The following is a 19,206-nucleotide window of genomic DNA, read 5'->3' as shown; positions in this document are numbered from 1 at the left end:
GCATGTCTTCAGTCACGCAGGGAGCCGCAATGCCGTCCGAGATCGTCAGCAGGGAAGGGCGTGCCGGCTTCGGTGCCTATGAAACCTGGTATCGGATCAGCGGCGACCTCGATGCCGGCAAGGCTCCGGTCGTGATCCTGCACGGCGGGCCGGGCGCCGCCCATAATTACGTCGACGCCTACAAGCTTCTTGCCTGGGGCGGCCGCGYCGTCGTCCATTACGACCAATTGGGCTGCGGCAATTCCACCCTCTTGCTCCAAAAGGGCGCCGATTTCTGGACTCCCAGGCTCTTCATCGACGAGCTTGAAAACCTCGTGGATCATCTCGGCATACGCGGCGGCTTCCACGTGCTCGGGCAGAGCTGGGGCGGCATGCTGGGCGCCGAATATGGTGTGATGCGGCCGAAAGGCCTGAAGTCGCTGACCATCGCCAACTCTCCGGCCTCTATGAAGCTCTGGGTCGAGGAAGCCGGCCGGCTGCGCGCCGATCTGCCCCGGGATGTGCAGGAGACACTGACCCGTCACGAACAGGCCGGCACGACGGACGATCCGGCCTACCAGGAAGCGACGATGCGGTTCTATGAGCGGCATGTCTGCCGGGTCGTGCCGTTCCCGCCCGAGGTGACGGAGACTTTCGCCCAAATCGTGCGCAATCCGACCGTCTACAACGTGATGAACGGGCCGAACGAGTTCCATGTGATCGGAACGCTGAAGAGCTGGAGCATCATCGACCGCCTGCCGGCCATCGACGTTCCCACGCTGATCATCTCCGGACGCCACGACGAAGCCACGCCAGCGACCGTRCAGCCCTATAGGGACGGCATCAAGGGCTCGCGGTGGGAGATATTCGAGCATTCCAGCCACATGCCGCATGTCGAGGAGCAGGACGCCTGCATGCGGGTGGTCGGAGACTTCCTGGACGACAACGACAACTGAGAAAAGGGGAATAGCGACATGAAGAAACTGCTTTTGGCGGCGTCCGCCGCGGCATTGCTGGCCGGCTCGTGGCTCGCCCCGGCGCAGGCCGAATATCTCAAGGAACACCGGGGCGGCACGATCCGCCTGCTGGCGCGCTCCGCTGCGGGGACGCTCGATCCGCACATCAACTACACGGACCAAGGCTGGCAGATGTACCAGCCGATCTATGACGGCCTCGTCGCCTTCCGCAAGGCCGAGGGCGTCGACGGCTTTACCGTTGTTCCCGACCTCGCCGAGTCGCTGCCGCAGGTGAGCAATGACGGCAAGACCTTCACCTTCAAGCTGCGCAAGGGCATCAAGTTCTCCAACGGACAGGATCTCGGGGTGAAGGACGTCGTCGCCTCTTTCCGGCGCATCTTCAAGGTTTCCGGGCCGACATCGGGCACCTTCTATGCCGGCATCGTCGGCGCCGACAAATGCCTGGCCGACACCAAGAGCTGCACGCTGGAAGGTGGCGTCGTCGCCGACGAGGCGGCCGGTACGATCACCCTCAACCTCACCAAGCCGGACGCCGAGATCCTCTACAAGCTTGCCTTGCCGCATGCCGTGATCCTGCCGGCGGACACGCCGGCGGAGGACATGGGCTCCAAGCCGATCCCCAGCACCGGCCCGTACATGATCTCGGCCTTCGATCCCAACAAGGGCATGACGGTTTCCCGCAATCCCAACTTCAAGCAGTGGAGCGAGGAAGCCCAGCCGGACGGCTACCCGGATGTCGTGCAGTATGATTTCGGCCTGTCGGAGGAAGCGGCCGTGACGGCGATCCAGAACGGCGAAGCGGACTGGATGTTCGACGCGCTGCCCAGCGACCGTCTTGGCGAACTCGGCAGCAAGTCCATGGACCAGCTCCACATCTCGCCGCTTTCGGCCTGGTGGTATGCGCCGCTGAACACCCGTATGGCTCCGTTCGACAATGAAAAGGCCCGCCAGGCCGTGGCTTACGCAGTCGACCGCAACACGCTGGTCAAGCTGTTCGGCGGCAAGGTGCTGGCTTCGCCGGTCTGCCAGGTTCTGCCTCCGGATTTCCCCGGCCATGAGGATTATTGCCCCTTCACCAAGAACCCGGGCGCCAAATGGTCGGCTCCGGATGTCGAAAAGGCCAAGCAGCAGGTCGAGGAATCGGGCACGAAGGGCCAGAAGGTGACCATCATCGTCGAGGACACCGCCATCTCACGGTCCATCGGCGTCTATCTGCAGAGCGTGTTGACCAACATCGGCTACGTCGCCGACGTCAAGCCGATCTCGTCCAACCTCCAGTTCACCTATATCCAGAACACCAACAACAAAGTGCAGATGTCCGTCACCCAGTGGTACAAGGACTATCCCGCGGCTTCGGACTTCCTGAACATCCTGTTCAGCTGCGCCTCCTATCGCGAAGGCTCGGACGCCTCGATCAACATTTCCGGCTTCTGCGACAAGGATATCGACGCACAGATGCAGAAGGCGCTGGACGTGGGCGTGACCGACCAGAAGGCGGCCGACAAGCTGTGGGCCGCGATCGACAAGCAGGTCACGGACAAGGCGCCCGCGGTCGGCCTGTTCACGCCGAAGCGGCTTGATTTCGTCAGCAAGCGCGTCGGCAATTTCAAGTTCAACCCGCAGTTCAACTGGATTATCACCCAGTCCTGGGTGCAGTAACGAACCGCGGAAGGCACATATCGTGTCCAGCCAAGTCGCCGCCATGCCGCGCAAGACGCGAGGGCCGTGGGCCGTCGCGTTTGCGAAGCTGGCAACGGACAGGGCCGCCATGGCTTCCCTGGCCGTGTTCCTGATCATCGTTCTCGCTTGTTTCAGCGCGCCGCTCTACGCCAAGTGGGCAGGCAAGGACCCGTTCGCCTCGACGCTCGACGCCGTTATCCAGATCGACGGCGCCGACGTTCCGGTGATGGAACAGTCGACCGAGGGACTGGGGCTTGGCTACACGCCGATCGGTCCGACCTGGCGGCTCGGCAACTATTTCCTCGGCGCCGACAGYCAGGGGCGTGATGTCATGGCAAGGCTGCTCTATGGCGGCCTGAACTCGCTGGCGATTTCCGGCGCGGCCACCATCTTCACGCTCATTTTCGGCACGCTGGCGGGATTGATCGCCGGCTATTTCGGCGGCATCACCGACACGGTGCTGTCGCGTTTCCTGGACGTGCTGTGGGCATTTCCGATCTATCTGCTGGCGATTTCGCTTTCCATCGTCACCATCGCGCAGGGCATCTCGATCGGACCGATCGAAATTCAATCGGGCAGCCTGTGGCTGCCGATCATCATCATAGGCATCGTCTATATACCCTATGTCGCACGCCCGATACGCGGGCAGGTCCTTGCGCTGAGCCACAGCGAGTTCGTGCTTGCCGCGATCAATCTGGGCGTGCCGGGCTGGCGCATCCTGTTGCGCGATATCCTGCCCAATATCACCACCACGCTCATCGTCTTCGTGCCGCTGATGATGGCGCTGAACATGCTGACGGAATCGGCGCTTTCCTTCCTGTCGATCGGCGTGCAGCCACCGGCCGCAAGCTGGGGCACCATCATCCAGGATGGGCAGGCCTTGCTCTACACCCGGCCGCTGGTGGCGCTGGTGCCGGGGCTCGCGATCGCCATTTCCGTCATGGCGCTCAATGTCTTCGGCGACGGCCTGCGCGATGCGCTCGACCCGCGCTCCAAGGTCCGGCTGGGGCGCGACTGATGCTTTATGCCATCCTGCGCCGTTTCGGTCAGATGCTGTTCGTGATGTTCGGCATCTCGGTCATCGTGTTCCTGATCTTCTTCGCCACGCCCGGCGCCGATCCTGCCGCGCGCATTGCCGGCCGCAACGCTTCTCCGGAGGTGCTGGCGGCGGTGCGCCACAGCTTCGGCTTCGACCAGCCGCTCTACGTGCAATATGCGCGGATGATGGAGAAGATCTTCGTTACCGGCGATCTGACCTCCTTCGTCAATCGCGGCTGGAAGGTCGTGCCGGCCGTGATGGATTCGATCCCCGTCACTCTCTCGCTGGTCTTCGGCGCGGCGATCCTGTGGGTGGTCGTCTCTATCATCATCGGCATCGTCGCCGCGGCCACCCGTGACAGCTGGCTGGACAAGCTCCTGATGGCGCTGGGCCTGCTCGGCATTTCCATGCCGGTCTATTGGTTGGGTGAGGTGATGAACCTGGTCACCCAGAGCCGGTATCACGACAGCTGGGCGTTCTCCTGGGTGCCGCCGCTCGGCTACAAGAACTTTTCCGACGATCCCAAGGGCTGGTTCCTGACGCTGATCATCCCATGGATCACGCTTGCCGTTCTCTATATCGGCATCTACGGGCGTGTGCTGCGCGCGGCCATCATCGAATCCATGCAGGAAGACTATATCCGCACTGCGCGCGCTAAGGGCCTGTCGGAGACCCGGATCCTGTTTCGCCATGCGCTGCGCACATCGCTCATCGCTTTCGTCACGCTGTTCGGCCTCGACTTCGGCGCGTTGGTGGGCGGCTCGGCTCTGCTGACCGAAGTCGTGTTCGGCCTGCACGGCATCGGTAAGCTCACCTATGACGCGCTGCAGAATCTCGATCTGCCGATGATCATGGCGACGGTGATGTACGCTTCCATGTTCGTGGTCGTCGCCAACGCGGTGGTCGACTTCGTCTACATTCTTCTCGATCCGCGCCTGAGGACGTCATGATACTTTCCGTGCGCGACCTCAGGGTTTCCTTCCGGACCGAGGATGGTCCGGTGCGCGCCATCGACGGCGTTTCGTTCGATCTCGAAGAGGGCGAGATTCTCGGCGTCGTCGGCGAATCCGGATCAGGCAAGACCGTCTCGCTGCTGGCCGTCATGGGCCTCATCACCGATCCCAACGCCACGATCGAAGGCTCTATCAGCTACAAAGGCCGCGAGCTTGTCGGACTGCCGGCGCGCGAATTGAGACGCCTGCGCGGCAACGAGATCGCGATGATCTTCCAGGACCCGATGACGGCGCTGACGCCGGTATACACGATCGGCTGGCAGATCGCGGAACAGATCCGTGCTCATCGCAGCGTCAGCAAGGCCAAGGCGCTGGAGCGCGCAGAGCAATTGCTGGCCGAGGTGAATTTCCCCAATCCGCATGAGGCCATGTCGCGCTATCCGCACCAGCTCTCCGGAGGCATGCGGCAGCGCGCGGTTATCGCCATGGCGCTCTCCTGCGATCCGGCGCTGCTGGTGGCGGACGAGCCGACCACGGCGCTCGACGTCACGGTGCAGGCCGGCATCCTCGATCTCGTCCGCAAGCTGCGGGCGACGCATAATTCCGCCGTGGTTTTCATCACGCATGACATGGGCGTGGTCTCGGAGCTCGCCGACAAGGTCATGGTCATGTATGCGGGACGCGTCGTGGAACGAGGCGACCGGGCGGACCTGTTCTCCGTCCCGCTCCACCCCTACACGCAGGCCTTGCTTGGTTCGATCCCACCATTGACCGGCGAAAAGCCGCGCCGGCTCCCGGCCATTCCGGGGTCTCCGCCGTCGCTGCTGCGGCTGCCGCAAGGCTGTGCCTTCGGGCCGCGCTGTCCTGTCCGTTATGAGCCATGCGCGACCGGAAAACCGGACCTCGGGACCAACGTTCATGCCGCGGCATGCTTCCGGGTGGCCTAGTCATGGGTGGATCGATGAGCGACAACGACCGGCCAATCCTCGAGACGCGATCGCTGGGCAAGCGATTCTCGATCGGCAGCCGCTTTTCCGCTGAGGGCAGGCGGGCCGTCCATGCCGTCGACAATGTTTCGCTCGCGGTGCGGCGAGGCGAAACCGTGGGGCTGGTCGGAGAATCCGGATGCGGCAAGTCCACCCTGGCGCGCTGCCTAGTGAGGCTCTACGACATCACCGACGGCGAGCTCCTGTTCGAGGGAGAAGATATCGCCTCGAAGTCGCTATCCGAGCTCAGGCCGCTGCGGCGGCGCCTGCAAATGGTCTTCCAGGATCCGTCGGCCTCGCTCAATCCGCGCCGCCGTGTCGGCGATCTCGTGGCCGAGCCGCTGCGCATCCACAGCAAGCTTTCATCCCGGGCGATCGCCGGGCGCGTCGCCGAATTGTTCGATCTGGTCGGATTGCTGCCCGACCATGTGATGCGCTATCCGCACGAATTCTCCGGTGGCCAGCGCCAGCGCGTCGGCATAGCGCGGGCGATTGCGTTGAATCCCGATCTGGTCGTGCTGGACGAACCCGTCTCCGCGCTCGACGTGTCGGTGCAGGCCCAGATCGTCAACCTGCTTGCCGACCTCCAGGAAAAGCTGCAACTCACCTACATCTTCATCGCCCACGATCTCTCCGTGGTGCGTCAGGTTTCGACTCGGATCGCCGTCATGTATCTCGGCTCGATCGTCGAGGAAGGCCCGGCGGAAGAGGTGTTCACAGCCCCGGCGCATCCCTACAGCCAGGCGCTGATCTCGGCGGTTCCTGTCGTGGAGGCGACGCCCGGCGGAGCGCGCAAGCGCATCATCCTCAACGGCGACGTTCCGAGCCCGCTCAAGCCTCCGAGCGGCTGCCGCTTCCATCCCAGGTGCCCGATCGCGGTGGAACGGTGCCGGACGGAGCGGCCGGAACTGAAGGAGCGTCAGGCCGGCCGTAAGGTTGCCTGCCACTTCCCGACACTGAGCTGAGCCGACCGGCGCTTCGAAAACCGCAGGCCATTTGGATGGCCGCGGACGCAAAGCTGCACGGCACTATTCCTGGAAAAGGTGAGCCGCGATCAGTTCTTGGCGATGGAACCGACCTCAACCGTGTCGACCCGCTTCAGGCTCATGCCGATCACCGGCACCAGCTGCTTGTTGACGCGCACGGCGACCGTCACGGTCATCGAGTTGTCGTCGGGGATACGGGCCTGCATGACGCCGTTCAACTGATTGCGGTTGATGGTGAAGACCACTTTCTGCGGATCGACGACATTGCCGCCGATGATGTCGAGCCCGTCGCCCGCCGCGCCGCCCATGAAATTGCCCTTGTAGCCGTCGCGGCCTTTGCGTTCGACGGATGCCGACATCTTCTGGGTGAACATGCCGACCCGGCAGTCGCCGTCGAGCGTCATGCCGACCTTGCCGTCAGGCGTAGAGCCATTGAAATTGCAGGTGAATTTGGTGCCCTTGTACTTGCCGGCGATGATTTCGCCAGGGCCGACCCATTTGCCTTCGACCGAGTGGAAAAACTGCTTGTCAGGCTCTGCTCCTAAGGCCTTTTCGACGAGGCCGAGCGGTGCGGCAACCGCAACCGTCACAGGCAGGACGCAGGACAAGATCACGCTTTTCATGGACAACACCCGGCACAACAGAGTCTGTTCTTGGAACAGAAGCGACCATGAAGAAGATTGGTTAATGCTTCGTCACTGACGGCCGTTTCTCCGTTTACCTTGTTGCTCGGCGTTGCTCGCTTTGGTCATCCTTGCGTGCCGCGAACGAGGTGAGCGCCGAGAGGAAGTCGCCAAGTCCCGGACGCCTTGCCGCAATGAACGGCAGGGGGCGTGCTGTTTCCATCGCCGCAATGCCGATGCGCGCCGTCATCATGCCGTTGACTACGCCTTCGCCAAGCTTTGCGGAGAGTTTCGCGGCCAGGCCATGGCCGACGATCTGCTGCACGAAACTGTCGCCGACGGCGATCGATCCGGTAACCGCAAGATGGGCGAGCACACTCCTGGCCAGCCGGAAGAAGCCCAGCGTGCCCGGGCGCCCGCCATAGAGTTCCGAGAGGCGTCGGATCAGTCGCCCGGCTTCGAACACGACATAGGCGACATCGACGAGCGCGCGCGGGCTGACCGCCGTCACCAGCGAGACGCGCTTGGCGGCCTCCAGGATCATCGTCCTGGCGCGGGCATCGAGGGGCGACAGTATCTCGGTCTCGGCGAGCCGAACCAGATTGCCGCCGTCGATGATCTCGCCGCGCAATTCGGCGAGCGAGCGCCTCCCGGCAGCGGTCTCGGGTTTTGCCGCGACAAAGGCGGAAAGCTCGTCGACCAGGGCGCGCRCCGCTTTGGGATCGTCGCGCGCCACCGCATCCAGGGCGCGACGCTGCAGCTTTTCCACTTCGGCAAGGCGCGCGATCGCCAGGAACTCTCGGATCAGTATGATAAGCAGCGACAAAAGCGCGATCGCCGCCATGCCGGCCGCCAGCCAGCCCAGCCATTCGGCGCGCGCGAAGAGGTCGCGAATGAGCTGGTCCGTCCACAGGCCGACCGCGAGCGAGACGAGCACGCCGAAGGCGCCGAAAAACAGGCGCGCCAGCAGCGACCGTCTCCTTGGAGCGGTTGCCGGCGGCGGCGCGGCCTGCTCGAGGTCCGGTTCGTCGAAGACGTCGATTTCCGAAGGGATGACGACCGCGGCATCAGCCCTGGCGGCGTGCGGTTTGCGCGCGTGGGGTTCCTCGGTGCGATGCTTCTGCGTGCCCTCCTGCCTGGGCGGCGCCTCGGGCTCGATGCGGAAGGCCGCCGGTTTGCGGGGCGGGGTCATGCCAGATGATCTCCGATCAGGAACTGCAGCGCGCGGTCGAGCCGGATATGCGGCAGCGAGAGCGTGACGCCTTCAGCCGTGCGCTCGAGCTTCGGCGGGCGGAAGCGGACGAAGCGGATCGACGGCTCATTGTCTTCCGGCTTTCCGGAAAGGTCGAACACCGCGTCGACCTTTTCCGGCAAATCGCCGGGGAAAATGGCGGTTTCGGTTTTGCCGTCGAATGTCTCGCCGTCGATCCTCTCGCCTTTCAGCGGCGCGCCGATGATGACCGGCAATGTCTCGCGGCCTTGCTTGACCGTGCCCTCGCGGGTCGAACGCACCGCCGCCATGGCGACCACGTCGACGTCGGCGCCGCTGAAATTCGCCCGCGCCACCGCCCGGTCCGCCAGCCGGCGCACGATCGCCTGCAGGCGGTCATGGCTTTCATGGTGCAGCTGGTCGGCCTTGGTCGCCGCCACCAGGATGCGATCGATGCGCCTCGAAAAAAGGTCGGTGACGAAATTGCCCCGGCCGGGCCGAAAACAGGAGAGGATTTCCGTGACGGCCCGTTCGAGATCGGCCATGGCGGCAGGGCCGGCATTGAGCGCCTGCATGGCGTCGATCAGCACGATTTGCCGGTCGAGCCGGGTGATGTGCTCGCGAAAGAACGGCTTTACGACATGGGTCTTGTAGGCCTCAAAACGCCGCTCCATCATCGCTTGCAGCGAGCCGGAACGGGGTCGTCCCTCGGAAAGCTTCATCAGCGGCGCAAAGGTCAGCGCCGGYGAGCCTTCGAGATCGCCCGGCATCAGGAACCGACCTGGCGGCAGCGTCGACAGCGCGCGTTCGTCGAACTTGCAGGCCCTGAGGTAGGCGGCGAAGCTTTCGGCGAGGCGGCGCGCCGTCATTTCGTCGGCATCGGCGTTCGGATCGATTGCGGAGGCCAGCTCGCGCCAGGCCTGCGAAAGGTCCGAGCGCACGGGCAGGGCCGCGAGTTCCACCGCCTCGCGCGAAAAATCGGCGAAGGATTTGCCGAGCAGCGGCAGATCGAGCAGCCATTCGCCGGGATAGTCGACGATGTCGAGTGACAGTTTTCCGGCCGAGAACAGGCGGTTCCAGCCGGAGGCCGACTCATATTCGATGGTGAGCCGCAACTCGGAAATGGCACGCGTCGAATCCGGCCAGGTGCGGTCGTTGACCAGGGCAGCAACATGGTCCTCGTACTGGAAGCGCGGAACGGCATCGTCCGGCTGTTCTTCAAGGAAGGCGCGGGCGATGCGGCCCGACTTTTGCGCTTCGAACAGCGGCAGCCGCCCGCCATGGATGAGGTTATGCACGAGGGCGGAAATGAAGACGGTTTTGCCGGCACGGGAAAGGCCGGTGACGCCCAGGCGCAGCGTTGGAGAGAAGAGCCCGGCGGCTCGGCCCGACAGCGTGTCCAGGGCAATCCTCGCCTCGTCGGCAAATGTGGTCAGCGATGAAGCCAAGACAGATCCCCGGGCGCTGGTTGGCTCCGATATAGGCGCTGACGCCGCCGTTTGAAACGGTGTCAAAGATTGGCAAGGGTGAGAAAGGCCTCGAGATAGCCATTGCCCGGAGCTGCCTCACCGAGATTGCCGGGAAAACGCACGACAGCGAGGCCGGAGGTGGGAAAGCCATGGTTGAGCAGGCCGCGCGCCGCCTCGTCGCCGTCGCCAGACAGCGCCATGGCAAGATCCTCCGTCATCGGGTTGTGGCCGATCACCAGAAGCGAGCCGGCCCCGCCATTCTGGCGGATAATCTCGAGATAGCCGGCGGCATCCTCGCTGTAGAGCGTGTCGAAGAACAGCACCCGGCCGGTGTCGGTGCGGCCCGCGAGACCTTCCAGCGTCTGCCGGGCGCGCTTGGCGTTGGAGCAAAGCGTGGTGTCGGGCACGTAGTTGCGCGCCCGCATGGCATCGCCCATCGCCTCGGCGTCGGCCATGCCCGCTTCGTCGAGCGGTCGATCGAAATCACGAACGCCTGGCAGCGCCCATCCGGCCTTGGCATGCCTCAACAGATAAAGTCTGCTCAACCGGTTCCCCCATTATGCTGAATGCGCTGAGCGTTTTGGCGATTAGTCACCAGAACGGCGTCGTRCACAATGGGCGGCGACACGCAACGACGCCGACTCATGGAGGAATTCGACCTCCGCTTTCAAAAAAAGGCCATCGCGGATGCTTGCCTCTGCGAGGCTAACAAATGCGTGAAACTGTTAACGTTTGTGCTTGTGCAGCCCCTTGTCCGCGAATATATAGGCGCCAAATTTGGGGTTGTTGGGTGAGTCGAATGAACGATATCGTAACCGCCGATTACGTACCCTCCGAAGACGAGCCGTTCATGAACGAACGGCAGAAATCATACTTCCGACAGAAGCTGATCACTTGGAAGAATGACATCCTTCGCGAAGCGCGTGAAACCCTCGAAATCCTCCAGCAAGAAAACGCAAACCACCCCGACCTAGCCGACCGAGCCTCCTCCGAAACCGACCGAGCCATCGAACTTCGCGCCCGCGATCGCCAGCGCAAGCTGATCTCGAAAATCGATTCCGCGCTGCAGCGCATCGATGAAGGCACCTATGGCTATTGCGAGGAAACGGGCGAGCCGATCGCGCTGAAGCGGCTCGACGCTCGCCCGATCGCGACGCTGTCGATCGAGGCGCAGGAGCGCCACGAGCGCCGCGAGAAGGTCTACCGCGACGACTGAGCGGACAGGCATGGAATTGCAAAATGGCCGGGATTTTCCCCGGCCATTTTTCTTTGGGCTACCTCCGCAAGGCTACAGCATGGGCAATCCCCCCGACGGCGGCTACTCGTTCAAAGCCCCCATGGTCAGGTTGACGGTGGTTCCGGTCATCCCGCTTGCCCTGTCCGAGGCCATGAAGGCCGCCATGTTGGCAACCTCGTCGAGCGCCATGACTCGCTTGGGATGCGTTGTGCCGGCGAGATAGGCCTGGAACTGGTCCCAGTTCATGCCCGAGGCCTCTGCCTTAACTTCGAAGACATCGCGCATCGTGCCGGTTTCGGGAAGGCCGTGCGRCCGCAAGCCGACAACGCGAATGCCCTGCGGCGCAAGCTCGTAGGACAGGTCCCGRGTGAGCGCTTCCTTGGCCGCCTGGGCCGGCCCGTAGCCGCCGTTGAGCGGGGTGCCGATCCGCGCCGGCAATGCGGTAACTGTCATGATCACCCCGGATTTCTGCGGGATCATGTGCCTCGCTGCCGTGCGCGCCGTCAGGAAATAGGACCTCGTGTAGGTCGCGATTGCCAGGGAGAACTGTGCGACGTCCATCTTGGCCAGCGGCACGCCCAATATCGCGGGTGCCGCCATGCCGATAGCATTGAACGAGATGTCGATGCGGCCGGCCTTGTCGACCACCGATTGCAGGTGTGTCTCCACGGACTGCTCGTCGAGTGCGTCAACGGCCGCCGCCTCGGCGGCGCCGCCGGCCCATACCACGTCCTTTACGACAGCCTCGACAGGCGCCTGGATGTGCCCCGTCAAAAAGACCCTGGCACCCTCGCTTGCAAATGCACGTGCGACGGCGCCGCCGATCGCTCCGGCTGCGCCGTAGATCACCGCTATCTTGCCCTTCAGCAACATGTCCTGTTCCTTTCGTTTTTGGTTCCTGGCCGCTCGAACGCGTCCGCGCGTTGGAGCCGTCCGCCGATAGAGACACCGCCGCCTCGCAAAACTGGGCGCCGCCCATTTCGAACGTCGGCCGGTGTCTAACGGGATGAGGCGAAAGGAGACGCGGGGAAGCGCGATGACGAGCATGGCCGACCTGATCGACAAGGCCCGGGCAGGGGATGGCGACGCGTTCCGGAACCTGATTGCGCCGCACCGGCGCGAACTACAGCTGCATTGCTACCGCATGCTGGGGTCCTTCCAGGATGCCGAGGACGCTCTCCAGGACACGCTGCTGTCGGCTTGGCAGGGTTTCAACAGCTTCGAAGGTCTCGCCTCGCTGCGCACATGGCTCTACCGGATTGCCACCAACCGCTGCCTCAACGCACGGCGCGCCGCCAGCCGGCGGCCCGCCAAGGCCTGGGACATTCCCGGCGTCGAACCGCCCGAACCGACCGGGCTCGGTGAGGTCGTTTGGCTGGAGCCGTTTCCCGACAGCCTGCTTGAAGGGGCCTTCGATGCGCCGCTTGGCCCGGATGCGCTCTACGAGCGGACGCAGTCCATTTCACTGGCCTTCGTCACCGCCATGCAGGTGCTGCCGCCCCGCCAACTCGCCATCCTCATCCTTCGCGATGTTCTCGGGTTCGAGGCCAAAGAGGTTGCCGAGATGCTGGATTCGACGGTGGAATCGGCCAACAGCGCCCTCAAGCGGGCGCGCGCCGGCATGCAGCGTCGGACGCTGCCATCAGCCAGCCGCGAGCCGGCGCCTGCCGCCCATTCAGCACAGGAAAAGGCGATCGTGGCGAAGTTCGTCGGAGCCTATGAAGCCGCCGATCTCGACACGCTGGTAACGCTGCTCACCGACGACGTCTTCATCTCGATGCCGCCAATGCCGCTCGAATACCAGGGGCGGGATCTCGTGGTTCGTTTCTGCGCCGGCATATTCGGCGCGGGGCGCAGGTTCGACCTTGTGGCGACCAGGGCCAACGGCCAACCGGCCTTCGGCGCCTATCTGCGCGGGACCGACGGAATCAGCCACGGGATCGGCCTCATCGTGTTGACGCTGTCCGGGAATAGGATCTGCGCCATGACCAGGTTCGAAAACACTGTGCTGCCATGGTTCGACCTGCCTCGAACGCTTCCAGGTCGATAAGCCGCCGGCCAACCACGGCCGCGCGCCGACACGTCAGCGTTTGTGGCTGGCGAGCTCGCCGAGAAGCTTGGTCATCTCGTCGTCGAGCGAGGGCTTGGTCGCCGGCTTGCTGCTTGCCGGCTTGGGGTGCGACTCGTCCAGCGATGCCTCGAGCTCGTGCATCAGCGTATCGTCGACCGAATCGTTGGAGGGCGGCGGCGGGGGATGCCGCATGCTGTTGTTCGCCGAGCCATAGGCCGGCAGCGGCATGACCTTTGCGGTGGTCGACTGGCTCGGTGCCATCGGCTTGGGCGCGGACGTGGTCGAGCGCGGACGCGCCGCGGGCTCGCTGGCCGGAGCCGGCGCAGGTGCCGGCGGCTGTCTCGCCGGCGCTGGCGCGGGTTGGGGCGCGCGCGGGCGCGGTGCGGCAGGCTGCTGCTGGCCGCTGTCGCCGGTCAGCGCCGGGCGGCGAGGTGCTGCCAGCCTGATGTCGCGTTCGACCACGACGTCCGTCGGACCGCCGATCAGGATCAGGTGCTCGATATCGTCTCGCCGCACCAGCACCAACCGGCGGTGGCTGTCGATGGCGGTGGCGTCCATGACGGCGAGCCGCGTCTTGCGGTTCCTGCCGCCGGCAACGAAGGTGCCGAAGGTCAGGTTGCGGACCACCTTGATGACGAGGAGGACCACGACCAGCAGGATGAGGGCCGCAAACGTCCACAGGATTGCAGCGACATAACCCGGACCCGCTACGCTATCCAGCCACTGTAGCATCGGTACACCCAATCGCCATTTGTGAGGTGACGCGACACTAGACCGTTGCGGCGGCCCGCCGCAAGTTCGCATCAAGCATCGTGAACAGTTTGAAACATGAATCGTTGATTTTATCGGACATTYGCCCCCGGGGCCTTTTCCGAGACAGGAGAATGTGATTCAAGCTGCCGTTCGCGGGTGTGTCGGGGCATGGGAATCACGAGCAGGGGGCACATGGCCAAGGAAACGCGCGGCGATTTCTATCCGGTACCAATCATCGACCAGAACACGCGTCCGGGCGCCGTCACCAGGCTGATCGTCTTCATCGTTGTTCTGACCGGCGCCGCAATCGTCTTCGGGCTCTTCCGCGAGCGCCTTGGCGATCCTTTCCTGCTCGGCATGCTGGGCGTGCTCGCCATGATCGGCGTCGGCTTCCTGTTTGCGACCGCGATCGGCTTCGTGCAGATCGCTCCGCGCTCGACCGGCGACGAGTTGTCGAAGGCTTTCGTCGATTCGATGTCGCAGGGCCTCCTGGTCACCGACACCAAGGGGCGCGTCATCTATGCCAACCGGGCCTATGCCGACATGACAGGCGCCGCATCGGCGGCCGACCTCAAGACGGTCGAGGGGCTGCTTTCGGATGTTCCCGAGGCCTCGACGACCATCTACCGGCTGGCCTCCGGCCTGCGCGACGGCCAGGCCGGCGACGGTGAATTCCGCCTGGCGCAGTCGATCAAGCCCGGGGCCGAGCCTGGCGCGCGCTGGTATCGCGCCCGCGCCCGTGCCTTCAACGTGCCCGGCCAGCGGCTGCCGATGCTCGCCTGGCAGATCGCCGATATCTCGCAGGAGCGGGCCGAGCAGGAGCGCTTTTTCCTCGACCTGCAAAAGGCGATAGACCATCTCGACCATGCGCCGGCCGGCTTCTTCTCCGCCGACCAGGAAGGCCGCGTAACCTATATCAACGCGACGCTTGCCGAATGGCTGGGCATCGACCTTGCCAGCTTCACTCCCGGCGCCGTCACGCTGCCGGAAATCGTGGCCGGCGACGGCATGGCGCTTGTTCGCTCGGTCAAGGCGGACCCCGGCGCCACGCGCAACGCGGTGATCGATCTCGACCTCACCACAATGAGCGGCCAGGCCCTGCCGGTCCGCTTCATGCACCGCGTTTCGGCGAGCCGCGAGGGAGTGAACGGGCCGACCCGCACCATCGTTCTCAACCGCACCCAAGGCGAGGACGCTTCCGCCGACCTGCGTGCCTCGGAGGTCCGTTTCACCCGCTTCTTCAATTCGACCCCGATGGCGATTGCCGGTGTCGATGCCAGCGGGCGCATCCTGCGCACCAACGCGCCGTTCCTGTCGCTGTTTTCATCCGTCGTCGACCGCGACGCGGTCGACCGCCGCGTGCGCTTCGAGACCGTGGTGCATGAGCGCGATCGGCCCAGCTTTGCCGCCGCCTTCGAAAAGGCGCGGCAGCGCCAGGCCAATATCGAGCCGATCGACTCGCTGCTGCCCGGCAATGAGGAGCGCCACATCCGCTTCTACGTTAACGCCGTCGTCGACGGCGCCGGCGGCGGAGGTGCGGAGGAGTCGGCCATCGTCTACGCGGTCGAGACCACCGAGCAGAAGGCGCTCGAGGGCCAGATGGCGCAAAGCCAGAAGATGCAGGCGGTCGRCCAGCTCGCCGGCGGCATCGCGCACGACTTCAACAACGTGCTCACCGCCATCATCATGGCGTCGGACCTTCTGCTCACCAACCACCGGCCGTCGGACCCGTCCTTCCCCGACATCATGAACATCAAGCAGAACGCCAACCGCGCGGCGTCCCTGGTGAGGCAATTGCTCGCCTTCTCGCGCAAGCAGACGCTGCGGCCGGAAGTGCTCAACCTCACCGACGTGCTCGCCGACCTACGGATGCTGCTTGCCCGCCTGGTCGGCAACGACATCCGCCTCAAGATCGACCATGGCCGCGACCTGTGGCCGGTCAGGGTCGATATCGGCCAATTCGAGCAGGTGGTGGTCAATCTTGCCGTCAACGCGCGCGACGCTATGCCTGCCGGCGGCGATCTTACGGTGCGCACCCGCAACGTCGCGGCCGATGAGTGCAAGTCCTTCGGCTATCGCGAGCTTACCGCGGCCGACTATGTCCTCGTCGAGGTCGAGGACACCGGCAGCGGCATCGCGCCGGATGTGCTGAAGAAGATCTTCGAGCCGTTCTTCACCACCAAGGAGGTCGGCAAGGGAACTGGCCTTGGCTTGTCCATGGTCTACGGCATCATCAAGCAGACCGGCGGCTTCATCTATTGCGATTCCGAAGTGGGCAAAGGAACGGTGTTCCGCATCTTCCTGCCACGCCACGTCGCCGAGGTGAAGAAGGTCATCGAGCAAAGTGAGGCGCCGGCCGCGGCGGCGTCGGCGCCGCCCAAGCCGGCCGACACCGTGAAGGATCTCTCAGGTTCGGCGACGGTGCTGCTGGTCGAGGACGAGGACGCCGTTCGCATGGGCGGCGTGCGGGCGCTGACTTCGCGCGGCTACACCGTCCATGAAGCGTCTTCCGGCGTCGAGGCGCTGGAGGTCTTCGAAGCCCTCGGCGGCAAGGTCGACATCGTCGTCTCCGACGTGGTGATGCCGGAGATGGACGGTCCGACGCTGCTCGGCGAACTGCGCAAGCGGCAGCCGGACGTCAAGTTCGTCTTCGTCTCCGGCTATGCCGAGGACGCCTTCGCCAAAAACCTGCCGGCCGACGCGCATTTCGGTTTCCTGCCCAAGCCCTTCTCGCTCAAGCAACTGGCCACCATCGTCAAGGACGTTCTGGAATCCTGACAAGATGCTTGCGCATCTGGGCGACCCTGCCATGATGACATGGGATGGCTGCGTGATGGGGGTCATGCATGACGCCGCACATCGAGGCGCACAGGGGCGACTATGCCGAGACGATCTTGCTGCCGGGCGATCCCGAGCGCGCTCAATGGATGGCGAAGACCTTTCTGAAGTCGCCGCGCTGCGTCAATCGCCGTCGCGGCGCCCTCGGCTTCACAGGCCGCTTCCGCGGCAAGCCGGTCAGCATCCAGGCAACTGGCATCGGCGTTTCGTCCTTCCTGATCTATGCCTATGAACTCCTCGACTTCCACGGCGCCAAAACGCTGATCCGCACCGGCACATGCGGCGCCCTGTCCGAGGATGTGCCGCTGCGCGGCCTGGTCATTTCCAGTGCCGTGAGCGCCGAGGGCGCCATGAGCGGACAGGTGTTCGGACTATACCAGCCGGCGGGACCGGATCCGGCGCTCCACGCACTGGCACTGCAGCTAGCCGCCGATCTCGGCATAGCCTGCCGCGCCGGGCTGACAGTGTGCAGCGACATATTCCATCATCCAGACGGCCGCGCACGGTTTGACGGGCCGAGGGCGGCCGGCGCGCTGGCGGTCGATATGGAAACCAGCGCGCTCTACCGCATCGCGGCGCAGTTCGGCGCGCGTGCGCTGTCGCTGCTGACCGTGGTCGACCATGTCGCCACGGACGAGCAGACCGATTACGCAGAACGCCAGGCGCTGTTCAGAGACATGACGCGGCTGGCGCTCGAAATCGCGACGGCAAGTTGAGCGCGTCGCGTTGCAACGGATTCAGGCGATGCGCTTCAAGTCTCGTTTGATGCATGCCGTTCCGCCAAAACCGCTGCGCACTTTGGGCGACATGGATTAGGCAGCCACCTGCTTCAGCGCTGCCCGTTCCCCTGCTGTCGGCCGGTGACCGCGCAGATAGAGCGCGCAGGTGGTGCGCAGCATCGAGGCGAAGTTGGGGATCTGGCCGTTGATCTCGATCGCCTCGTCATAGAGGGTCGAGATGAATTTGGGCGTCGTCAATCCCTGGCTCTCGGCGATCTCGTCGAGCAGCGCCCAGAATGTCGCCTCGAGCTGAATGCTCGTCGAATGGCCGTCTATGCGGATCGACCGGTTGATCTGCCGGTAGCCTTCCGGATCCTGCCCGGCAAAGACTCTGCACATCGTTACCTCCCGTTCTTGTCGGTCTTGGGCGCCGATTGAACCGGTTGGCGCCTCTCTTGAATACTGCCTGCAATTGCCATCTTCGGCCTGACGGCCGGCAACGGCAATCGGACTTTCGTCCTTAGGAACGGGGGCGACATTACCCATTTTGCGGGCGCACGCGTGGTAATCGGCTGCCACCACTTTTTTTCGCCGGCGCGCATAATCGCCTTCGAGAGCATGAAAGCTGCGGAGTCCGATTTGGCGAAGGCGATCCACACCATGATCCGGGTTCTCGACGAGGCCCGGTCCGTCGATTTCTACAACAAGGCCTTCGGCCTCGATGTCGCGCAGCGGCTCGATTTCGAGACATTCACGCTGATCTATCTCAGCAATGCCGACACTTCGTTCGAAGTAGAGCTGACCGTCAACAAGGGGCGCACCGAGCCCTATGCGCTGGGCGACGGCTACGGCCATCTTGCGGTCTCGGTCGCCGATCTCGACAGCGAGCACGACCGGCTCGGCGCGCTCGGCTTCAATCCGAAGAAGATCGTCGAGTTCAACCGCGACGGGGCGCTCATCGCCCGCTTTTTCTTCATCGAAGACCCCGACGGCTACAAGATCGAGGTCCTGCAACGGGGAGGGCGCTTCCTATAGGGGACAACGGGCCGCGCGGGCCGGCGCGGCGCCAGCAACGGCACTCTTTTGAGTGCGACCAACAAGCAGGGAGGAAAATCATGGTCACGATCTATGAAGGGCAGCCGCATGAGAGGAAGCCTGGCCTTTCGCGGCGCGAGCTTCTCAAACGCGGCGGCGCAGGCGCGCTGCTGATCATTTCGGGCAGCGCCGTCATCAGCCCCGAACATGCCTGGGGCCTCGAGACCTCGGCCTTGAAGCCCGAGACGATGGCGACACTGATCCAGGTGGCGCGCGACATCTATCCGCACGATCAGGTGCCGGACAAATACTACGCCATCGCCGTCAAGGGCCATGACGAAACGGCAGCCAAGGATCCGGCCCACAAGGAGCTGATCGAGAAGGGCATAGCCGAGCTCGACAAGAAGGCCGGCAAGGGCGGCTATCGCGGGCTCGGCTGGGAAGAACAGCGGGTGGCCTTGCTGAAGGAGGTCGAGAAGACGCCGTTCTTCCAGACGGTGCGCAGCGGCCTCGTCGTCAGCCTCTACAACCAGAAGGAAGTGTGGCCGATCTTCGGCTACGAGGGCGAGTCCTATTCCAAGGGCGGCTACATCGCGCGCGGCTTCAACGACATCGAGTGGCTCTGAGCCGCTCTGTCGCTGAACCGCTCCG

At 64.1% G+C, this 19,206-nt stretch carries 19 protein-coding genes; 12 read left to right on the top strand and 7 right to left on the bottom strand.

Annotation, left to right across the window (positions count from 1 at the left end; translation table 11 throughout):
- Nucleotides 1-29 precede the first annotated feature (29 nt).
- Genes ORS3428_RS16115 through ORS3428_RS16090 form a run of 6 tightly spaced genes read left to right on the top strand, consistent with a single transcriptional unit; the run spans nt 30 to nt 6,579 of the window.
- Nucleotides 30-935 carry a proline iminopeptidase-family hydrolase gene (locus tag ORS3428_RS16115; RefSeq protein WP_071099223.1) on the top strand — a complete coding sequence of 302 codons (906 nt, stop codon included), beginning with the start codon at nt 30-32 and terminating at the stop codon, nt 933-935.
- Nucleotides 936-953: 18 nt separating this feature from the next.
- On the top strand, nt 954-2,615 hold the full coding sequence (locus ORS3428_RS16110; RefSeq protein ID WP_071099222.1) for an ABC transporter substrate-binding protein: 1,662 nt from the start codon (nt 954-956) through the stop codon (nt 2,613-2,615).
- A gap of 43 nt (nt 2,616-2,658) precedes the next feature.
- Nucleotides 2,659-3,654 (top strand): ABC transporter permease, encoded by a 996-nt coding sequence (locus ORS3428_RS16105; protein ID WP_071099221.1) that lies wholly within the window; start codon nt 2,659-2,661, stop codon nt 3,652-3,654.
- Complete coding sequence (locus ORS3428_RS16100; RefSeq protein ID WP_071099220.1) at nt 3,654-4,625, top strand: ABC transporter permease; 972 nt, start codon at nt 3,654-3,656, stop codon at nt 4,623-4,625. Before ORS3428_RS16105 ends, ORS3428_RS16100 begins: the two co-directional genes overlap by 1 nt.
- Complete coding sequence (locus ORS3428_RS16095; RefSeq protein ID WP_071099219.1) at nt 4,622-5,575, top strand: ABC transporter ATP-binding protein; 954 nt, start codon at nt 4,622-4,624, stop codon at nt 5,573-5,575. The genes ORS3428_RS16100 and ORS3428_RS16095 overlap by 4 nt, the downstream gene beginning before the upstream one ends.
- A gap of 14 nt (nt 5,576-5,589) precedes the next feature.
- Entirely contained in the window at nt 5,590-6,579 is a 990-nt protein-coding gene (locus ORS3428_RS16090; protein WP_071099302.1) for an ABC transporter ATP-binding protein, read from the top strand.
- 89 nt (nt 6,580-6,668) lie between these two features.
- On the opposite strand, the gene ORS3428_RS16085 is transcribed toward ORS3428_RS16090, so the two are convergent.
- The 4 genes from ORS3428_RS16085 to ORS3428_RS16070 all read right to left on the bottom strand — a co-directional run bounded on the left by ORS3428_RS16085 (nt 6,669) and on the right by ORS3428_RS16070 (nt 10,447).
- Nucleotides 6,669-7,223 (bottom strand): hypothetical protein, encoded by a 555-nt coding sequence (locus ORS3428_RS16085; protein WP_071099218.1) that lies wholly within the window; start codon nt 7,221-7,223, stop codon nt 6,669-6,671.
- A gap of 94 nt (nt 7,224-7,317) precedes the next feature.
- Entirely contained in the window at nt 7,318-8,415 is a 1,098-nt protein-coding gene (locus ORS3428_RS16080; RefSeq protein WP_071099217.1) for a YcjF family protein, read from the bottom strand.
- A complete protein-coding gene (locus ORS3428_RS16075; RefSeq protein ID WP_071099216.1) occupies nt 8,412-9,881 on the bottom strand; it encodes a YcjX family protein in 1,470 nt (489 codons plus the stop codon). The genes ORS3428_RS16080 and ORS3428_RS16075 overlap by 4 nt, the downstream gene beginning before the upstream one ends.
- A 62-nt stretch (nt 9,882-9,943) precedes the next feature.
- The gene (locus ORS3428_RS16070; RefSeq protein ID WP_071099215.1) at nt 9,944-10,447 is read right to left on the bottom strand and encodes a SixA phosphatase family protein; all 504 of its coding nucleotides are present in this window, start codon (nt 10,445-10,447) and stop codon (nt 9,944-9,946) included.
- Nucleotides 10,448-10,701: 254 nt separating this feature from the next.
- Here ORS3428_RS16070 and dksA point away from each other — a divergent pair, with 254 nt between their 5' ends.
- On the top strand, nt 10,702-11,118 hold the full coding sequence (gene dksA, locus ORS3428_RS16060; protein ID WP_040972254.1) for an RNA polymerase-binding protein DksA: 417 nt from the start codon (nt 10,702-10,704) through the stop codon (nt 11,116-11,118).
- A 102-nt stretch (nt 11,119-11,220) separates the two neighbouring features.
- Here the strand turns inward: dksA and ORS3428_RS16055 are convergent, their stop codons facing one another.
- Entirely contained in the window at nt 11,221-12,012 is a 792-nt protein-coding gene (locus ORS3428_RS16055) for an SDR family NAD(P)-dependent oxidoreductase (protein ID WP_071099213.1), read from the bottom strand.
- A gap of 163 nt (nt 12,013-12,175) precedes the next feature.
- Between ORS3428_RS16055 and ORS3428_RS16050 the strand changes: the two genes are divergently transcribed.
- Nucleotides 12,176-13,189, top strand: coding sequence for a sigma-70 family RNA polymerase sigma factor (locus ORS3428_RS16050; RefSeq protein ID WP_071099301.1), 1,014 nt, complete (start codon nt 12,176-12,178; stop codon nt 13,187-13,189).
- 33 nt (nt 13,190-13,222) lie between these two features.
- On the opposite strand, the gene ORS3428_RS16045 is transcribed toward ORS3428_RS16050, so the two are convergent.
- Nucleotides 13,223-13,942 carry a flagellar biosynthetic protein FliO gene (locus ORS3428_RS16045; protein WP_071099212.1) on the bottom strand — a complete coding sequence of 240 codons (720 nt, stop codon included), beginning with the start codon at nt 13,940-13,942 and terminating at the stop codon, nt 13,223-13,225.
- A 213-nt stretch (nt 13,943-14,155) separates the two neighbouring features.
- Between ORS3428_RS16045 and cckA the strand changes: the two genes are divergently transcribed.
- Nucleotides 14,156-16,741 (top strand): cell cycle histidine kinase CckA, encoded by a 2,586-nt coding sequence (gene cckA, locus ORS3428_RS16040; protein ID WP_071099211.1) that lies wholly within the window; start codon nt 14,156-14,158, stop codon nt 16,739-16,741.
- A 68-nt stretch (nt 16,742-16,809) separates the two neighbouring features.
- Nucleotides 16,810-17,517: a DeoD-type purine-nucleoside phosphorylase gene (locus ORS3428_RS16035; protein ID WP_071099210.1), complete on the top strand. Its 708-nt coding sequence runs from the start codon at nt 16,810-16,812 to the stop codon at nt 17,515-17,517.
- Nucleotides 17,518-17,613: 96 nt separating this feature from the next.
- Here the strand turns inward: ORS3428_RS16035 and ORS3428_RS16030 are convergent, their stop codons facing one another.
- A complete protein-coding gene (locus ORS3428_RS16030; protein ID WP_071099209.1) occupies nt 17,614-17,919 on the bottom strand; it encodes a ribbon-helix-helix domain-containing protein in 306 nt (101 codons plus the stop codon).
- A gap of 240 nt (nt 17,920-18,159) precedes the next feature.
- Between ORS3428_RS16030 and ORS3428_RS16020 the strand changes: the two genes are divergently transcribed.
- Nucleotides 18,160-18,555 (top strand): VOC family protein, encoded by a 396-nt coding sequence (locus tag ORS3428_RS16020; RefSeq protein ID WP_071099300.1) that lies wholly within the window; start codon nt 18,160-18,162, stop codon nt 18,553-18,555.
- An 80-nt stretch (nt 18,556-18,635) separates the two neighbouring features.
- Complete coding sequence (locus ORS3428_RS16015; protein ID WP_071099207.1) at nt 18,636-19,181, top strand: Twin-arginine translocation pathway signal; 546 nt, start codon at nt 18,636-18,638, stop codon at nt 19,179-19,181.
- The last annotated feature ends 25 nt before the right edge of the window (nt 19,182-19,206 follow it).

Origin of the sequence: Mesorhizobium sp. ORS 3428 (assembly GCF_001854785.1) — a bacterium.
In the GTDB taxonomy this organism is placed as follows: Bacteria; Pseudomonadota; Alphaproteobacteria; order Rhizobiales; family Rhizobiaceae; genus Mesorhizobium.
The sequence above is the reverse complement of the archived record's forward strand: the minus strand, read 5'-3'. Positions and strand labels throughout refer to the sequence as shown.

Bases quoted from the DNA above. Each gene is read 5' to 3' on its own strand.
- ORS3428_RS16110 (WP_071099222.1), top strand. From the start codon at position 954: ATGAAGAAACTGCTTTTGGCGGCGTCCGCCGCGGCATTGCTGGCCGGC.
- ORS3428_RS16100 (WP_071099220.1), top strand. From the start codon at position 3,654: ATGCTTTATGCCATCCTGCGCCGTTTCGGTCAGATGCTGTTCGTGATG.
- ORS3428_RS16095 (WP_071099219.1), top strand. From the start codon at position 4,622: ATGATACTTTCCGTGCGCGACCTCAGGGTTTCCTTCCGGACCGAGGAT.
- ORS3428_RS16090 (WP_071099302.1), top strand. From the start codon at position 5,590: ATGAGCGACAACGACCGGCCAATCCTCGAGACGCGATCGCTGGGCAAG.
- ORS3428_RS16085 (WP_071099218.1), bottom strand. From the start codon at position 7,223: ATGAAAAGCGTGATCTTGTCCTGCGTCCTGCCTGTGACGGTTGCGGTT.
- dksA (WP_040972254.1), top strand. From the start codon at position 10,702: ATGAACGATATCGTAACCGCCGATTACGTACCCTCCGAAGACGAGCCG.
- ORS3428_RS16050 (WP_071099301.1), top strand. From the start codon at position 12,176: ATGACGAGCATGGCCGACCTGATCGACAAGGCCCGGGCAGGGGATGGC.
- ORS3428_RS16045 (WP_071099212.1), bottom strand. From the start codon at position 13,942: ATGCTACAGTGGCTGGATAGCGTAGCGGGTCCGGGTTATGTCGCTGCA.
- ORS3428_RS16035 (WP_071099210.1), top strand. From the start codon at position 16,810: ATGACGCCGCACATCGAGGCGCACAGGGGCGACTATGCCGAGACGATC.
- ORS3428_RS16030 (WP_071099209.1), bottom strand. From the start codon at position 17,919: ATGTGCAGAGTCTTTGCCGGGCAGGATCCGGAAGGCTACCGGCAGATC.
- ORS3428_RS16015 (WP_071099207.1), top strand. From the start codon at position 18,636: ATGGTCACGATCTATGAAGGGCAGCCGCATGAGAGGAAGCCTGGCCTT.